The 15,124-nt window shown below is 57.0% G+C and carries 15 protein-coding genes, 1 tRNA gene and 3 pseudogenes; 7 read left to right on the top strand and 12 right to left on the bottom strand.

From position 1 onward, the window contains the following. Nucleotides 1-167: pseudogene (locus BMY38_RS18755) on the bottom strand (IS256 family transposase); the annotation flags it as partial. Nucleotides 168-352: 185 nt separating this feature from the next. Here BMY38_RS18755 and BMY38_RS17970 point away from each other — a divergent pair. Further along, nucleotides 353-979: a hypothetical protein gene (locus BMY38_RS17970; RefSeq protein ID WP_139204730.1), complete on the top strand. Its 627-nt coding sequence runs from the start codon at nt 353-355 to the stop codon at nt 977-979. On the opposite strand, the gene BMY38_RS16050 is transcribed toward BMY38_RS17970, so the two are convergent. The 7 genes and pseudogenes from BMY38_RS16050 to BMY38_RS16010 form a co-directional block, all read right to left on the bottom strand. Further along, nucleotides 976-1,728 (bottom strand): hypothetical protein, encoded by a 753-nt coding sequence (locus BMY38_RS16050; RefSeq protein WP_092764736.1) that lies wholly within the window; start codon nt 1,726-1,728, stop codon nt 976-978. The genes BMY38_RS17970 and BMY38_RS16050 overlap by 4 nt on opposite strands. Before the next feature lie 114 nt (nt 1,729-1,842). Beyond that, nucleotides 1,843-2,073 carry a hypothetical protein gene (locus tag BMY38_RS16045; protein WP_175495919.1) on the bottom strand — a complete coding sequence of 77 codons (231 nt, stop codon included), beginning with the start codon at nt 2,071-2,073 and terminating at the stop codon, nt 1,843-1,845. Nucleotides 2,074-2,213: 140 nt separating this feature from the next. After that, entirely contained in the window at nt 2,214-2,519 is a 306-nt protein-coding gene (locus BMY38_RS16035) for a hypothetical protein (RefSeq protein ID WP_092764729.1), read from the bottom strand. After that, a complete protein-coding gene (locus tag BMY38_RS18490) occupies nt 2,519-2,770 on the bottom strand; it encodes a glycoside hydrolase family protein (RefSeq protein WP_092764727.1) in 252 nt (83 codons plus the stop codon). The genes BMY38_RS16035 and BMY38_RS18490 overlap by 1 nt, the downstream gene beginning before the upstream one ends. A gap of 1,753 nt (nt 2,771-4,523) precedes the next feature. After that, nucleotides 4,524-5,534, bottom strand: a pseudogene (locus tag BMY38_RS18485) (DEAD/DEAH box helicase); the annotation flags it as partial. Between the two features lie 434 nt (nt 5,535-5,968). After that, a complete protein-coding gene (locus tag BMY38_RS16015) occupies nt 5,969-7,192 on the bottom strand; it encodes a type II toxin-antitoxin system HipA family toxin (RefSeq protein WP_092764725.1) in 1,224 nt (407 codons plus the stop codon). Further along, a complete protein-coding gene (locus BMY38_RS16010; RefSeq protein ID WP_092764723.1) occupies nt 7,192-7,578 on the bottom strand; it encodes a helix-turn-helix domain-containing protein in 387 nt (128 codons plus the stop codon). The genes BMY38_RS16015 and BMY38_RS16010 overlap by 1 nt, the downstream gene beginning before the upstream one ends. A 681-nt stretch (nt 7,579-8,259) precedes the next feature. On the opposite strand from BMY38_RS16010, the gene BMY38_RS16000 reads away from it, so the two are divergent. The 4 genes from BMY38_RS16000 to BMY38_RS18750 all read left to right on the top strand — a co-directional run bounded on the left by BMY38_RS16000 (nt 8,260) and on the right by BMY38_RS18750 (nt 11,317). Continuing rightward, nucleotides 8,260-9,201, top strand: a complete 942-nt coding sequence (locus BMY38_RS16000; RefSeq protein WP_092764719.1) for a DUF2493 domain-containing protein — start codon at nt 8,260-8,262, stop codon at nt 9,199-9,201. 166 nt (nt 9,202-9,367) lie between these two features. Beyond that, on the top strand, nt 9,368-9,808 hold the full coding sequence (locus BMY38_RS15995; protein ID WP_092764718.1) for a hypothetical protein: 441 nt from the start codon (nt 9,368-9,370) through the stop codon (nt 9,806-9,808). 581 nt (nt 9,809-10,389) lie between these two features. After that, the gene (locus BMY38_RS15990) at nt 10,390-10,713 is read left to right on the top strand and encodes a DUF736 domain-containing protein (protein ID WP_092764716.1); all 324 of its coding nucleotides are present in this window, start codon (nt 10,390-10,392) and stop codon (nt 10,711-10,713) included. Nucleotides 10,714-10,891: 178 nt separating this feature from the next. Further along, nucleotides 10,892-11,317 (top strand): GFA family protein, encoded by a 426-nt coding sequence (locus BMY38_RS18750; protein WP_092764714.1) that lies wholly within the window; start codon nt 10,892-10,894, stop codon nt 11,315-11,317. A 75-nt stretch (nt 11,318-11,392) separates the two neighbouring features. Here the strand turns inward: BMY38_RS18750 and BMY38_RS15980 are convergent, their stop codons facing one another. Then, entirely contained in the window at nt 11,393-11,614 is a 222-nt protein-coding gene (locus tag BMY38_RS15980) for a helix-turn-helix domain-containing protein (protein ID WP_092764712.1), read from the bottom strand. Between the two features lie 375 nt (nt 11,615-11,989). Here BMY38_RS15980 and BMY38_RS15970 point away from each other — a divergent pair. Next, a pseudogene (locus tag BMY38_RS15970) lies at nt 11,990-12,559 on the top strand (TraB/TrbI/VirB10 family type IV secretion system protein); the annotation flags it as partial. After that, nucleotides 12,559-12,822 carry a DUF2274 domain-containing protein gene (locus BMY38_RS15965; protein ID WP_092764707.1) on the top strand — a complete coding sequence of 88 codons (264 nt, stop codon included), beginning with the start codon at nt 12,559-12,561 and terminating at the stop codon, nt 12,820-12,822. The pseudogene BMY38_RS15970 and the gene BMY38_RS15965, both read left to right, overlap by 1 nt. Here the strand turns inward: BMY38_RS15965 and BMY38_RS15960 are convergent. The 3 genes from BMY38_RS15960 to BMY38_RS15950 form a co-directional block, all read right to left on the bottom strand. Next, complete coding sequence (locus BMY38_RS15960; protein WP_245737649.1) at nt 12,731-13,729, bottom strand: LysR family transcriptional regulator; 999 nt, start codon at nt 13,727-13,729, stop codon at nt 12,731-12,733. The genes BMY38_RS15965 and BMY38_RS15960 overlap by 92 nt on opposite strands. A gap of 140 nt (nt 13,730-13,869) precedes the next feature. Beyond that, nucleotides 13,870-14,376, bottom strand: coding sequence for a Rossmann-fold NAD(P)-binding domain-containing protein (locus BMY38_RS15955; RefSeq protein WP_092764704.1), 507 nt, complete (start codon nt 14,374-14,376; stop codon nt 13,870-13,872). Between the two features lie 496 nt (nt 14,377-14,872). Next, nucleotides 14,873-14,949: transfer RNA gene (locus BMY38_RS15950), tRNA-Arg, on the bottom strand. Nucleotides 14,950-15,124: the final 175 nt, after the last annotated feature.

Genomic DNA, 15,124 nt, shown 5'->3' with positions numbered 1-15,124 from the left:
CGTTCGGCCGCGCGTTCATGTGCCTGGGCACCGCACAGTTGGTCCACATCCAATGCCATCAGCCGGTCGGCCACAAACCCCAGCATCTCGGCCAGGATCTGATGATCGGCAGTCTCCGAAAGAAGCGCTTTCAACGCGGCTGTTTCTGATATCGTGCTCTTGGTCATGGGTGATCTCCTTGATCGGTAGGTCAGGTTTCCAACCCAAACCCTACCGGAGAACGTCCATGGCCGCCCGGCAACCCGCGTGGGCTTCGCCTGAGCTACGCGTGGCTCCGCTCAGCCCACGCTACCGTCGGAATTACACCACCACCCGGGGCACTACCGGCTGCGGAAGATCAGGGACCAGCTACATGGCTGAGGTTCTCCATGGTTCAGGAGCGATCTGCGGGCACGAGGAAGCGTTCGATGTTCTTGGGCCGCATGAAAGCTACAACGAATACGAAAGCTCATGGTATGCAGCGCCGTTTCTAGACCGAATTGGTCCAGAAACGCCGGTCCTCCATCTTGTTCGCAGTCCGGAAAAGGTGATCGCATCTTTTCACCGTATTGGACTGGTCTCTAAGTTTCCATTTCGGCACGTGACACGAGGCAAGACTGCGCTTCATCCGAAAGCATGGCTTTGGTCCAGTCGTAGAGTGAGGGATCGATGGCGATTTGTCTCGCAACACCGCCGGTTTCTCGGCCAGCACGTTGACATCTGGGATGCTCACGACGAGATCACGCGTCTAAACAATTACTGGTTTCGGTGGAATCAGATGATCGAGAGGGAGACCTCTCGCCTTGGCCTGCCCTACCTGCGCATACGACTTGAAGATGTCGACGGGCGCCTGGATGAGGTGGCGAAGTTCCTCGGCATAAAAGAGGGTCTTAACCCAAGACCGCCCGCAAATCTCAAGCTCATGTACAGGGCTAGGCCTGCATTAGACCGCTTCCTAACGCCGGAGTTGACCACGATGGCAAAGCGATATGGCTATTAGCTTGCTTCTGTCGTGTATGTCCAAACGCTCTCGCCATTTACGACAGCTTTAGACAATCCCACCGAGTCCCGGAATTCACGCCCAATGTCTCTAATCCAAAAAGGATTATCGCCGCCAACCAGGATGTTTCGATATTTCCTGTTGTAAGCGCGAAGCTCCTTATTCCTGCCATCGAACAGCTGCTTCTCCGGGTCGAGCCGAAGATCCATTTTTGCGCCGCAGGTGTTTGCAAATTCTCGCTCCAGGAAGCATGGGCTGGTCGTGAAGACAGGCTCATCTTGCAGCATGACACGTCCAAACTTCACGCCAAGAAAACGGCGACGACGCCATTCACAATGGTAGCGGGATGTCGAGCGCCACTCTTTTTCTTTGGTGAGGATGGAAACCTGGCGAACCGTATCTGAGAACAGCGGAAGCACCGCTTCTCTTGATATTGGATGCTGAGCAACCCAATCGTCCTCAAGGTGAAGGCAGTGTGGTTGCTGCACCTGGCTCCACAACCAAGCGACGGCTGCGGGAAACGACGGCTTTTCGGGCTTCCTGATTTTGGCGGCAGGAAAGTATCCGAGAATTACGGCCTCAACCTCTTTAACCTCATCCGCTCCACCTTGGAATGGATCGATGTTGGCGAACACGTTCACTATGTCGAAGTTGGGGAACACGTGCTCAGCAAAGCTCGCAAGCGTCTGCGCCAACAATTCGGGTCGCGCTCCGCAGAGCAGAAGAAGGTCGATGCCGTCAGTTTTCAAGGTCGCTCTCCGTGTCAGCCAAGCCTTCGCGGAAAGAACCGCCCGCAATCTGAAGCCCCACCTAGCCCCTATCCTTGCCGTCTGCAAACACGACGAGCATTGAGATGCGGCGATCTAGAGCCCACTTGCCTGCACGTAAGGCCAGAGCGCAGCGGCGGTGGCGGCGACAGACAGCATCACGAAGCACATCAGGGCGACCCAACTCTGCTTTGTGGAGGACGACAACAGGCGGAAGCCGATCACCTCGGACCCGCCAAGCGTCAACGCAACCTCGAACCGGCCCTCGTCGGCGCGCAGTGCAGGCGCCTCACCCGACATCAGGGCACCAGCGATCGCGCCGCTCATTCACGCGGTAGGAGATCGCGAGGTTCCGCGTCCAACCGCGCGCCGTCCGCACCTCGATCTCTTCCTCCACGAACCGGCTGTCTTCGGTGTTGTCGCAATAGAACTGTTGAAATTGCGCTTCCGAGATTTCCGGCTGCGCCTCAATCGGTCGGTCGATCACTCGGGCGCACGCGCCAAGCGTCAGGCAGAACAAACCCGCCCAGATCATTCGGGATAGCATCATCGATCTCCCTTCCCTCTCGAAGCAGGCCAGTCACGGCCTGGCAGGTCGCCAGCTCGGCGACGGTTTGGTAATGCTCGATCGTCTCGGTCAGGAGCGCATCTTGCAGATCGCCCGCACGGTCCCGCTCGATCCAGAGGATGCCGCCGAACGCGATGCCGATGCCAAGCCCGGCGCCACCCACCACCAAGGACAGCGACTGCCCTGCGATTGCCCAAGCCGACATCACACGCCCTCCATGCAGAGTTGGTATTCATCGGCCCGGCGGTTCACGAGGCCGCGGACAACGCGAGATCCGGCCCGATTCCACCAGGTCAGCGCCTCGCACCCGCCAGCCACGTCGCCTGCGTTCAGGCGGCGCAGGGCCGTCGAGCGGCACACGCCGCCGGTGCCGACATTCCAGGCCAGTGACGTGAACGCTGCGTCCGTCTGCGGCGCCAGCGCATCGGCCTGAAGGCACGCCCGGTAGCACAACATAGATTTCAAATTGATACTCTAACTGGTGCCGTTGAGAGCGCAGCTGCTTCATGTCTTCAACACTGCCGGCTTCAAAACGACTTGGCTTTCCGTTTCGCAACCGGTCACTCTCACGTTTAAGCAGGCGATCGATCAAACGTTGCGGCCGTTCACAACGGCGGATTGACCTTTGTGCCTGACCGCAAACTTCGTAGAGGTCACCTACCCTCGCACCAGGCGTATCCGAAGAAGAAAACTTGCAATGATACAATCGGACGGTGACGTGATTCCCGTCCAACTCGAAGGCTACAACGTCGGCAACCTCACCAGTTCCGTCGTCATTGAAAATGATGTGGCTTCCTGTGGTCGCGCGAACCTGCTCAACTGTCCGGGCCTGAATACTATCGGCTCGAAGCTCAAGCCCGAGTGATTCAACACGGATATCGACACCAGTCCAGTCCCACACTTCGAAATGCTCATCCGGGAAATAGGGTGCGTCCGACTCCGGAAGTGCGAAAAGTTCATCCGCAACGAGCGAGTCACCATCCGCAAAATAGATCGTAGGCGGATATTCGTGAAACCATGCCGACATAGCGATAGCCGAAGCAGTTTTCTCGGCAGAAGCTGATTGACCGTCCCTCAAAGCGAAACTGACGCCGGCTTCATTGATGGTCATCGTGAACTCGGCGCGCTCAGAGTCAGCAACAACTGCGAACTCGATTCTGCCGCGGGCATCGTGCGACACAAGCTCGAGTTCGCTATCATAGAATTTTGCTTGGAGGCCATTGATATTGAAAACCCAGCTATCTTCATCGAGGACTGACATGCCCTCATACCAATCTATGGCGACTGGCGGCTTTGGGGGAACTTCCGTGACCAACTCCGGCTGAATTAGCCTTTCCATAATACCATCTGTAGAAATCGACTCATCAGCAAGGGAGCGACCCAGATCGTGACACCAGTCCATCCAGCGCCCAAAATCATTGGTGCGCTCTTGAGCCCAGATTTTTCCTTTTCGCGAGCATCCAAGCGACACTTTCCCATCGTCAGTGTAGCCGACCACCATCAGGTTCGTCTTACTACGGGTTCTGTTTCCGCTGCGGCTGCGCAACTCATCAGCAATATCGCTACCCTGATACTGCGAGTAGCGAATTTTCCGTCTGCGCGTTTCGCTCAGACCGAGGGTGTTCAGTACCGGACGTCGGAAGGGATCTAGCGCTCGAAAAATCGCTTCGCCGCGAATGCGCTCAGCATCATCACCACAAAGATACTTGGCCAGATCGTCCAGACGATCATCGTGTGAAGCAGAGATGTACAAAAGACCCGCTTCCTGGTCCCAATGGACCAAAAACAAATCATAAGTGACATCAGAGATACCCTTGAACCGACTCCATTTCGGTTGATCCTGGCGTTCGGTGATGAAGATCGCCAAGGCATCATGATGATTGATATGAGGGCCATCAACGATGAGCTGCTTGTTGTCGAAGCGTTCGATACCACCGATCGGATCCCACGGCGTGTGAGAAGTCTTGTAGGTAATCGTGCCCAGACTAGGCCGTAGCGTCTCCATTGGAATTTCAGCGTCGATCCCCCCAAAACCCTCAAAGACTTCTTCCCTTCGGACCGCGCGCTGCGTTGCTCGCGATCCGATGTGATTGATGAGCTTGTTCCAATCGGCATCCTCGGCGAACAGACTAGCAAGAGGGCTTCCCTCCTCTTTCGTAGTCGCTGCAATGACCGTTGCTTCCCCAAGATCGTCTCGCGTGCGCGTGAACCGGCCCACAAACTGCAGGGTCACAGCCTCGGACTTCTTGGGATCGTGCAGACCGGCGACCTTGAGCTCAGGCAGATCAAACCCTTCGCCCAACATGTCGACACACACCACAATGCGATGCTCTCCCGACCGCAAACCGGCCAAGGCTTGCTTTTGTTCTGATGCGGCAAGTCCGCTATGCAGAAGCACGGGATTGTATTCAGGCCAGCGCCTTGAATACTGTGCATGAAGCTGTTCAGCCCGCGCTCGCTTGTTCCCCCGCGCCATTGCGAGATGCCGAAAACCTTGCGCCTCATCTATGGCGAGGGCTTCACCAACCTTTTCGATGATTTGATCATCGATATCATCTCGATCCAAACCGTCGACAGGCTGATAATCGATCCGTTGGAAGTAGCCTTCCGACTGGGCCAGGCCGAGCGGATAGACGAAGATGAACTTGCCATCGACCCGCATGCCATCATTTCGAAAAGGCGTCGCAGTAAACTGGATCGTCTTTACGCCTCTGAAAGCCTGTCGAAGCTCGCGCCAAGTTCGTGCGCCTACGTGATGCGCCTCGTCGATAAATAAATGAGTCGTGCAGTCGGCCATTGCAGCCTGGATTTCTGGAGCTGCTCCCGCCGCAACAGACATCGTGGTGACGACAACATTCGAAATGCTGAAGAGCGCACGAGCATCTTCAACACTGGTCGGCCGTTTGCGAAGCAAGGACACAATGGGTCGGCGGGCAGCACCATCAATGAGTCCGGCTTTCGGCAAGATCCCTAGTTTCGAAAAAGCTCCCGCAATTTGCGTCCGAAGCGCGTCGCTAGGGACGATGACGAGGACGCATTCTGCCTGCTCTTGGACAGTTGCCGCGATCATTGTCTCAGTCTTGCCCGTTCCCGTCGGCATGACGACGGTCGCGATCTTCTGCGAAACCGTCCAGTGCGCTTGCAGTGCATGGAGTGCGCCGATTTGAGGGGACCGGAAGCCTTGCTTTACAACATGGCCGTTGTCGGTTTCTTCCTGCATGAAAGCAACACCATCCCTCCAGCTCGTCACAATGTCACCGCGGAGAGCCGAAATATCATCGCCGGCTTTTTTCGGGTTTAATGGCAGGGGTGCCAAAAGCTCCGGAGCGGTGCCTGGATTCCTTTTGGCGAAGGTCTCGACATCAATTGCAGCGGGGCACACGTAAACTCTTTCATATGGAACTGATGACGTCGTTTTTTGCGGCAGGATAAGGAACTTCTCCCCAAGCTCGTCCTCACCAACCACACCTGAGAGCTGGCGCTGTCTAAACGGCCGCAATATTAGCCGCCGAGTGGTCGCAGGCTCTGCGATCGCCTGTACGCTCGCACCAAAATCTGAGCCAAATACCGCTAATCTCTCGCCAAACTGCACTTCAACTTCGGGGAGCTCCTCCGCGAAGTCTAACAACGTACCCTCATCTGTTATTTCAATCGTCAAATTCCCGCCCCCTTTTCTGTTTCGTCGTGCTCAAATGCATCCGCATACAGACGGACATCATCGCCTGACGTCCCCTCTTCTCGAAGCGCTTGCTTCCAGTTGCCAGCGATTATTCTGGCCATCTCGCCTGCTGCTTGCCTGGCGCTCTTCGGATTCAGGTCAAAAAACTCGCAGGCCTCAAGCGCGAGCTCGAGCGACGCATCGAACGATCCGCCCTGAACGATGCCGGTCTCCAAGACCCGGTGGCGCGACGGCGACGGATTGATGTCGAAGGCCGGTGACAGCCGCCATCTGTCTCCACCCGCATAGATGAATCCGTGGTTCTTCAGATGATCGTCCTTGTTCGACACGAGGATCGTGAAGACGATCCGCCGCCAGAGTTCATACAGATCATCGACAGGTTTGCTGGAAATCTGCCGGATCACATCGGCGATGTCGGTGTAGTAGCCCCCTTCGTCGCCCTGCCAGTCCAGCGCGGTTCTCGCTGAAATATAGGGGATGCGCGTCTCGCCGCGGCGGTCGAACCGCCGGATGAGCGCGATCGGGCTGTCGCTGTCCCGTAACTCCAACTTTGCCTCAGCAACCCGCAATCCGCACATGGCCGCGAGTTTCAACGTGGCGACCTCTGCGCGTTCGACCGGCTTGGTGTCCTGCGCGGACGTGAACTTGGCAATCCAGAGGTGGCCATCGCCCTCAACATTGGCCTTCGGGCGGGCACCGCCGAGCGAGCCAGCAATACCGGCCAGATCGCGCGCCTCTTCCTCCGCGCCGCTGGGATCGCGCTCGAACCGCTGGGCAAGACCGCGCAACCGTTCAAGTTCGACCAGACGCGGGATTGGCGGCGTCAGGTCGGACAGCGGCTCCATGTCTTCGCCGAGAAATCTTAACGCGCCCTGCCGTGTGCGGTCATCGGACAGCACGAGATAGTCGAACTCGCTAAGACCGCCGCCAAGCGCCCTGGTCATCAAAGCCCGCCCCCAGGAATCCGGCGCGGCGTCGGCAAAGCATCCGGACAGTGCCGAACGCTTGTCCTCCTTGCCAGTGCTGAAGTGGCTGCCTTCGCGCAGGTGTAATCCGGGCGACACCGCGAAATGGTCGGATGCGGCCAGCCATTCGTCAGCGTACTCAAACTGCGAATGCTGACGCCGCCCGTCACTCTCAAAGCGCAGACGGCCGACGACACGCTTGCCTTCTCCAAGGGCGACGATCGCTTCCGGCATCAGAAACCGACCCCTTCTTCATCATCCGCATCGGACAAGGGGGTTGATTGGCCTTTGCCGGATGGCGGTGATGCAGGTTTTCGCTTTTTGTCGATCCGCTTGGGGAGCGCGTCCCGATCGAGAAGCAGTCCGGTATCGTCGGACCCGGCATCAAGGAAGTCGGAAATGCGCTCGATCTCGCCAAGGACGAGGCAGGCCATCGCAAGCGTGCCGATACTGACACCGTCGTCGCCTTTCTCCAGGCGCGTAACGGTGCTTTCGGACACGCCGACCCGCTCGGCGAACCCCTTAACGGAGATGCGCCGCTTCAAGCGCGCCGTCTTGATGTTCGCGCCCAGAGCCTCAAGCGCCCGCCGTGCGTTCAAAGAACTTACCTTAACTGCCATATCTGACGCTCTTTTCATTATTAGCCGTCAAATATGACTGTTAGCGGAAAAATGGCGTGGGCGCAACTATCTTCGAAACTTCATACGACCCCATTTCCAAGCGATGCGCGAGGCAGGCGCGGACGAGGAGCAGATCGCCGTTGCGTTCTTCGTCGATGTGGTCAAACAGCGAGTGCAACTGGCAGCGGTCAGCGAGACTTTACTCGATATTTATGCCGAGGATGCAGCAACTGGTCGAGAACTCACTTCAGCTTGGTTTCTCTTGCATCGTCATCGCGACTTAATGACATAGTTTCAAAGATCGGTGCCTATCCACTTCGGTGAGAATGAATTTTGTCGCCTGTGGGGCGACAAAATCAGCCAGAGACAAAGTGACCGTGTTAACCGACCGAACAATCGGCTCTGCATAAGCATGATAATTGGAAGGGAGCGTCCTGATGATCGGAACTGGAACTTCCGAAATCCATGAGGGGAAGGCCTTCCCCTGCGGTCGAGCCACGGTCTCGTCCGACCCCATCTGCGGGGAAGTTTCCCTCGCAACGCCCCCTATGAGAGGGAGAGTGCGGACGGGTTTTTCGTGACGGGTTGAGAGCCGGGAGAGAGCTTCCGGTGCCCGTCGCGGAGAACTGCGATGTCCAGATACAAGCGCAATGCCGGCGCCACCCGACGAAGGAGCATCCCATGTTCACCGATCCCCACAACAGCGATGACGAGCCGCACCACGTCGCATCACCTACCGACGCGATCTGTACCGAACTCAAACTGCACGGCTACCGCCATTCCGAGAACGATCCGGACCCGCGCGATGTGCCAGAAGACCACCGGATCACCGGCGCAGTCGCCGACATATTCGATGCCCTCGTCGCGACGATGGCGGACACCAGCCTCGATCACGATCTGGACGAACTGCTTTGGTCGACCGTCAATATGTTCCACCGTGCCACCGACCGGATCGAGCGCAAGCTCGACGACAACGTACAGGCGCAGAAACGCGGCCAGCGCGAACAGGATGGCTCCGAGGTCAAGGCCGTGCAGCTCGAACATCTGATTTCGGTCGGCCAATCTCTGCTCGAACGCCGCGACTGCATGGAGGTCTACCGTGATAGTGCCGCGGAGCATCACTTGAAGCTTACCGGCTCACCCTGGTCGCCGCGATCCGGATCGCGCGTCAACCACCGCCATCTTACCTCGGCAATGATCGACAGCGTGGATTTCCTCGCCGCGAAGAAGCACGCCGATACCGAAGTGCATCTGCCCAAAGGTACAAAGATCGCCTTCACCGGCGGCATTGACTTCAACGATCACCAGCTAATCTGGGAGACGCTCGACAAGGTTCACGCTAAGCATTCTGACATGGTCCTGCTGCATGGGGGATCGCCCAAGGGGGCCGAACTGATTGCCGCCAAATGGGCCGAAAATCGCAAGGTGACGCAGGTCGCCTTCAAGCCGGATTGGACACACCACGCCAAGGCCGCTCCGTTTAAGCGCAACGATACGATCCTCGACGTCCTGCCGATTGGGGTCATCATCTTTCCCGGCACCGGTATTCAGGACAACTTTGCCGACAAGGCACGCAAGCTCGGCATCAAAGCCTACGATTTTCGCAAAAAGGGCGGCGCGTGAGCGCCGCCCCGACATTCACGGTGAAGCAACCACTTTGCACGACGGTTGCTGTAGCAGCATCAACTGACGCGCTCGTAATTCTTGGCGTTTTCTGCTATTCGCAAGATGCGCCGAGGTGGTGGTGGCTGGCGCAACCGTTCATCGCTTTTGCACGGAGTGATCCATCATGATCTTTCTCAATATCCTCCTTCTCGTCGGGGTCATCGGCACGATGTGCTGGCTTCTCTTCACATTTGCCGTCTACGCGCTGCCGCTATTCGTGGGTGTTACCGTCAGCATGTGGGCCTATGGAAGCGGCGCTGGCGTTATAGGGAGCGTTGTCGTTGGCGTACTCGCCGCAGGTGCGGTCGCCATTATCGGCCAACTCATCTTTGCATTCGCGCGACCGCTCTGGATTCGCCTGATCGTCGCACTGCTGTTCGCTGGGCCGGCAGCCGTGGCGGGTTATGCGGCCACCCATGGAATTGCGAGACACCTCATGCCGTCAGAAGGCTGGCAGATGGCGTTTTCCGCCGTCGGCGCGGTCGCTGTCGGTATCACCGCACTGTTTCGCATGGCGGGAACGGCCCCGCTCGAGCCGGGCATGGAACGTGCAGGCAGCGCTTAATCACCGAGTTCAGCCGGAATGGGATGTGGTTTGGCGGTGGCACCCGTCCGCGCCTTTTCGATAGGCGATATCGCGGTGACCGAATGGAAGTCCAGATTCGACCGAGACGCGAACCATGTTTCCAAGGTCGTCGAGTCGGCTGCCGAATGCGCAGACTGTCACGACATGCAGTTGACGTTCTCTTTCATAGTCTGCCGGAATGGCTTCCGAAACAACGGTTCGTGCCTGACATGGGCGACGAACGCCTGTGATCACTTGGTAGCCAGAATCCCTCTGTGTCACTCGGTTTCCATATTCTCCGTAAGCATCTCTGTTGGGGTCGACCGCTCCAAACGGCCTCTTCAATGGGCTGATCTGGTCGAAGGACAGCTTCGCCTCGACCGCCTAAGGCTCAACGGTGCCGGTCCACTTTCTTCCCCTTGCGGCTGCGCCGCCATTCCTCGCGAAACAAGAAAGTCTCCCGTCACCATCCTCCACTACGTTTCGGCCCTGCGGATGAGCCGTCGGTCGCCTTCGGCCCGCCGATCGCCATCGAGGCCGCAATGGTGCGGGCTCGAACACAGAGCAAACGGAGAAATATCATGGCAACCATCGGCACGTTCAAAAAGTCCGGCAACGAATACACCGGCGAAATCGTCACCCTCAACGTGCAGGCCAAGAACGTCCGCATCGTCCCCGAAACCAGCCAGAACAGCGAGAACGCCCCCAGCCATCGCGTCCTGGTCGGCCGCGCCGAAATCGGTGCCGCCTGGTCGAAGACCTCCAACGAGGGTCGCGACTATCTCGGCCTCAAGCTAGACGATCCGAGTTTCACCGCTCCGATCTACGCCAACCTCTTCGATGACGAAGAAAGCGAAGGTTTCAGCCTCATCTGGAGCCGTCCCAACCGTCGCAACGGCGACTGAACCTTCGATGCAAAGCCCCGCCCGGACATTCCGGGCGGGGCCATTCGAATATCTGAACGGTCGTTTCGAGCCCTTCCTGACAGGTCATCAACTCAAGAGCATCAACGCTCGTTCGAACCCTTCAACAGCCTCTTGCGTTCTGGTTGCGGATCTACCATCGCGCTGTACTGTCTGACGAATGACACAGAAATATAGCGGAAAATGCCTTTGCGGCGAGGTCACATACACTGCCGATGGGCCGCCCATAGTCGTCGCCCAATGCCATTGCGAAGAGTGTCGCCGACTGAGTGGAACAGGTCACACCGTAGGTGCCATGTTCGTTTCAGATGCGGTTGCCGTGAGAGGAAAACTGAGTGAGTTCAGTTATTCGTCAAACAAGGGTTCCGAGGTTACCAAGGTATTCTGCGCGAACTGTGGTAGCCCAATTTATGGGAAGAATACGCGAACACCTGATCATCTGACATTATCACTTGGGACGATGGACAACGCCAGCGGACTGCATGTTGAAGTCGTCATATTTGAGCGTGACAAACCTCATTGGGATCGGCTTAGAGAAGAAGTCGTTTCTTTCGCGACACAGCCAGACTGGAAGCCCGAAAACTAAGCTGGGCCATACGCAAGGCATTTTTTCGAAGGCAACGAAGTCCGCAAAGCCGCCGATGAAGACTGCGTGGCAAAGTCAGCTTTCGTCACCGTCCGGCCCCACCAGTTCGACATGCCCCACGCCGAGAGCCTGAGCCAACTCGTACAGTGTGATTACAGTCGGATTGCGCTTACCCCGCTCAAGGCTGCTGAGATACTGCTGGCTGAAGCCCGAACGTTCTTCCACCTGCTCCTGCGTCAGGCCTTTTTCCCGACGCAGGCGGGCGAAATTCCGGCCAACCAATTTGCGCATATCCATGCACAAACGGATCGCAGTTTACATACTATAAGTTTATCAACTATAATATGTATTCTCTTGGGCGGATAGCGTTGGGCTGTGATTACATCGCCGAACCCTCGGCTAATACGATGCCGCAATGCCATCACCTGATGCCACGCGAGGCCCTTCCGATTTCCTCCGAGGCAGATACGCTTAACAGACGCCCAAGGAAGCGTTAGTTTGGAGGACGGGGTATCAGGGTGACGGACAAGAGATTTCTCGATGAGCCGCCAGAGAGCGTGGCGCTAACAGACTATGATCGCGCGCATGCAAAATTGTACATGCGTCTGCTGGATGCCGCCACCGATGGTGCGGACTGGCGCGAGGTTGTGCTCGTTCTGTGTAAGCGGTGTGCCGATCACACCCTATATGCTCCAGGCAGGCGCGATAATTTCCGCGGCTCTTGTGACCGGAATCCGCTCAGATTTACCGGGGCAGATCACCGCTCAGGTGACCGAGAACGTCTATGATAGCCCGTCCGGACGCTACTTGCTCATCCCCCAGGGCACCCGCCTGATCGGCGAATATGACAGCGGCGTCGGATTCGGGCAGCGAAGGGTATTGCTGGTCTGGAATCGCCTCATTTTGCCAGGCGGCAACTCGATTGTCCTCGAACGGCAACCGGGAGCGGACGGCGCAGGCTTTGCTGGATTGGAGGACGGCGTCGACCATCATTGGTGGGACGTCGCGAAAGCAGCCGGGCTGTCGACACTGCTCAACATTGGAGCCGAGCTCGGAAGAGATGAGAGTAATGAAATCGCTGAAGCGATCCGCGACGGCGCACAGGATACGATCGGCGATGCAGGGGAAGAAATTGTACGGCGTCAGATTGGACGCACCCCAACGCTAACCATCCGGCCCGGATTTCCAGTGCGCGTGATCGTCACCCACGATCTGATCCTCGAACCGCAAAGGGGACAGTGATGAGCAAGCTTAAACTCGGACCGCTCGTCGACGACAAGCCCGTCAAGCTCACCGTCGAACTGCCTGCAGCCGTACACCGCGACCTTGCCGACTACGCCGAAGTGCTGGGCCGCGAAACCGGGCGGCCGATAGAGGAGCCCTCCAAGCTGATCGCGCCGATGCTCAAGCGCTTCATCGCAACCGATCGGGTGTTTGCGAAAGCGCGGAAGGCGCTTCGTGAGAAGAAGATCGCATCGACACCGACCGCGTCAGAGCCGACTTAGGCCCCTTGTCGTCACAAATGCCGTTTCGGCGTGCTGTCAGTTGCGCGAGGCTGAGCATCCGTCGCCAGGCGGGATTGTCGTTGTTCGGCGACCAAACCGCACAGAAGGGCAGCGTCTCGCCTTCGAGTAGCCGATACACCACGCCGGGAAACCGCATCGCGACCGTAGATTCGCTGGTAAGCGTCACACCGCGTCCAAAAGATACAATCTGCATAAGATTATCGCGACCCACACGGTGCCGCTCGATCGCAGGGTGGACGCCGAGATCGGCAAGATGCTTGATCAGGAAATCGTGGATTTCCGGTCCCGGATCGCCCTCGCTGAGGATGAAAGTCTCCTCGCGCAAATCGTCCCACTTGATCAAAGTCCGCTTCGTTAAAGCATGCGCTTCCGGAAGCATCACGAACACACGCTCGGTCCACAACTGTGCTGCATCACAATCGGTCAGGGCGGGAACCCCCGTAACGAACGCCACATCAAGCTTGTGCATGCGTACGGCCGAGATGTGATCCAACGGTGCGCCTTCGACTATATCAATGCGCACATCGCCGTATCGATTACTGTAGGCACGCAACATCTGCGCCAAAAAGCCGGATGCCAAAGATGAGAAGATACCAACCCGAACCACACCTTCTTCTCCACGCCCTATAAGGCCAACATCAGCGGCAGCAGAGGAGACCTCGCTAAGCGCTTGTCGAGCATGGCGCACAAATTTCTTGCCCGCATGGGTGAGGATAACACCGCCAGAATGACGGTTGAAGAGTGACGCTCCGAGTTCATCTTCGAGATCACGGATGCGGCGACTTATGGCAGACTGCCTGATACCTAACGACATAGCCGCACGCCGAAAGCTGCCGCAAGTCGAAGCGGCGACAACGTATCGGAGATGTTTGAGTTCGATTGTCACCTTTCACCTGTATAGTACCTAAGTTTCTTGATAACCGTCGTCTCATGATGTTCGCAGCTAATGTTCGATCCGAGCCGGAATCTACTGAAGCATTTGTCTCGTCATCAGCGGACCATCAATATTCTGCGCGTTGCGATAGATCATCGACGGTATAACTTGGCAGAAGAGCGCACCTTCAATTTCTGCGTTTGAGGTAGGGTCGGACATTTTCGCGGCGACAGGAGGAACATGATCCACCAAGGGAACGCCGCCTCACGCACATCCCGCCCCACAACACGCGGGATCGTATTAAGCATAGTCGTGCTCGTTGCTTCCCGTGGTTCTTGGAACTGCACCACCTCATTGGGGCGCACGAGGCCGGAGACATCGAGCAGTCGGACGAAGATCTCGGCGAGGTCGGAAAGAAAGGCATAGGTGTTTGGCAGACTCGGTGCGAACTTCGTAATCTTCCGGATCGGCCTGCCAACACGCACCATGGCTTGGCCGAACCAGATATGCGTGTGAAGGTCGCGGGCCACGGCAAAGCCGACCCCGTCCGTAGCAGTGAGGAATAGCGCGATGCGCTGCTGACTTTCCTCATAACTATAATGTGCATCGTCATGAGTATCTCCCAACTGGGGAGAAAACTTAAACAGTTTAGCCCTCATGGAAAATTGCTGAAAACTTTTGAGCAGTTCGTAATAAACTGATGAGCAGATTTTCAATCTATCTGTAGAATTGGAACGACCAACGAGCATTTCTCACGGACAATGGACGGCAGATCGCTTTTCGCCGCTGTGTGCGAATTGGAACGCACTCAGCCTATCCGTTGGCCATTGTTTATTTCGACACCGGGTGCGGATTGTTCGCTCGATGCTGCCTCCGAAAGGATTTTCCAAAGTTTCGGATTGAGCGGATCGAAGAGTTTTAACCGACCGACGAGAATTTTCGCCCGAACCGCGTTAGTCTGCTCCGCGACTATCTTGCTCAATCGTCGTAAATCGGCGTGTCGATATGGCAGGGGCTTTCCACGCAACAGACTCTCACATGCCGCGCGAGCGAACCGCTTTCGAATGAACGTGGCTCGCGACCGTCAACCGCGACGACGACCAAACTAAAAGCTGTCGCAACGCTTGAGTGACGTACTGTTTCTGAAGAGAGAAATGGTGCACCCGACTGGATTCGAACCAGTGGCCTTCGCCTTCGGAGGGCGACGCTCTATCCAGCTGAGCTACGGGTGCTTACCTTGGTGCAACTGCTTACGTGGTGCTTACGTGAGGAATATCAGCTTTCCAAGCACTTCGCACCGATCATAGTAAGTCGTTGTTTATTCTTCCTCTTTCGTCGTTTCTTTTTCAACAACCACCCTTGACATCAGCCTTCGGAGGGCAGCGCTCTATCCAGCTGAGCTACGGG

Origin of the sequence: Jannaschia helgolandensis (assembly GCF_900109285.1) — a bacterium.
Classification (GTDB): Bacteria; Pseudomonadota; Alphaproteobacteria; order Rhodobacterales; family Rhodobacteraceae; genus Jannaschia; species Jannaschia helgolandensis.
The sequence above is the reverse complement of the archived record's forward strand: the minus strand, read 5'-3'. Positions and strand labels throughout refer to the sequence as shown.

Excerpts from the sequence above, each read along its gene's own strand:
- BMY38_RS17970 (WP_139204730.1), top strand. The coding sequence starts at position 353 with ATGGCTGAGGTTCTCCATGGTTCAGGAGCGATCTGCGGGCACGAGGAA.
- BMY38_RS15990 (WP_092764716.1), top strand. The coding sequence starts at position 10,390 with ATGGCAACCATCGGCACGTTCAAAAAGTCCGGCAACGAATACACCGGC.
- BMY38_RS15965 (WP_092764707.1), top strand. The coding sequence starts at position 12,559 with ATGAGCAAGCTTAAACTCGGACCGCTCGTCGACGACAAGCCCGTCAAG.
- BMY38_RS16045 (WP_175495919.1), bottom strand. The coding sequence starts at position 2,073 with ATGAGCGGCGCGATCGCTGGTGCCCTGATGTCGGGTGAGGCGCCTGCA.
- BMY38_RS16000 (WP_092764719.1), top strand. The coding sequence starts at position 8,260 with ATGTTCACCGATCCCCACAACAGCGATGACGAGCCGCACCACGTCGCA.
- BMY38_RS16035 (WP_092764729.1), bottom strand. The coding sequence starts at position 2,519 with ATGTCGGCTTGGGCAATCGCAGGGCAGTCGCTGTCCTTGGTGGTGGGT.
- BMY38_RS16010 (WP_092764723.1), bottom strand. The coding sequence starts at position 7,578 with ATGGCAGTTAAGGTAAGTTCTTTGAACGCACGGCGGGCGCTTGAGGCT.
- BMY38_RS15955 (WP_092764704.1), bottom strand. The coding sequence starts at position 14,376 with ATGAGGGCTAAACTGTTTAAGTTTTCTCCCCAGTTGGGAGATACTCAT.
- BMY38_RS16015 (WP_092764725.1), bottom strand. The coding sequence starts at position 7,192 with ATGCCGGAAGCGATCGTCGCCCTTGGAGAAGGCAAGCGTGTCGTCGGC.
- BMY38_RS15980 (WP_092764712.1), bottom strand. The coding sequence starts at position 11,614 with ATGGATATGCGCAAATTGGTTGGCCGGAATTTCGCCCGCCTGCGTCGG.
- BMY38_RS15995 (WP_092764718.1), top strand. The coding sequence starts at position 9,368 with ATGATCTTTCTCAATATCCTCCTTCTCGTCGGGGTCATCGGCACGATG.
- BMY38_RS18750 (WP_092764714.1), top strand. The coding sequence starts at position 10,892 with ATGACACAGAAATATAGCGGAAAATGCCTTTGCGGCGAGGTCACATAC.
- BMY38_RS18490 (WP_092764727.1), bottom strand. The coding sequence starts at position 2,770 with ATGTTGTGCTACCGGGCGTGCCTTCAGGCCGATGCGCTGGCGCCGCAG.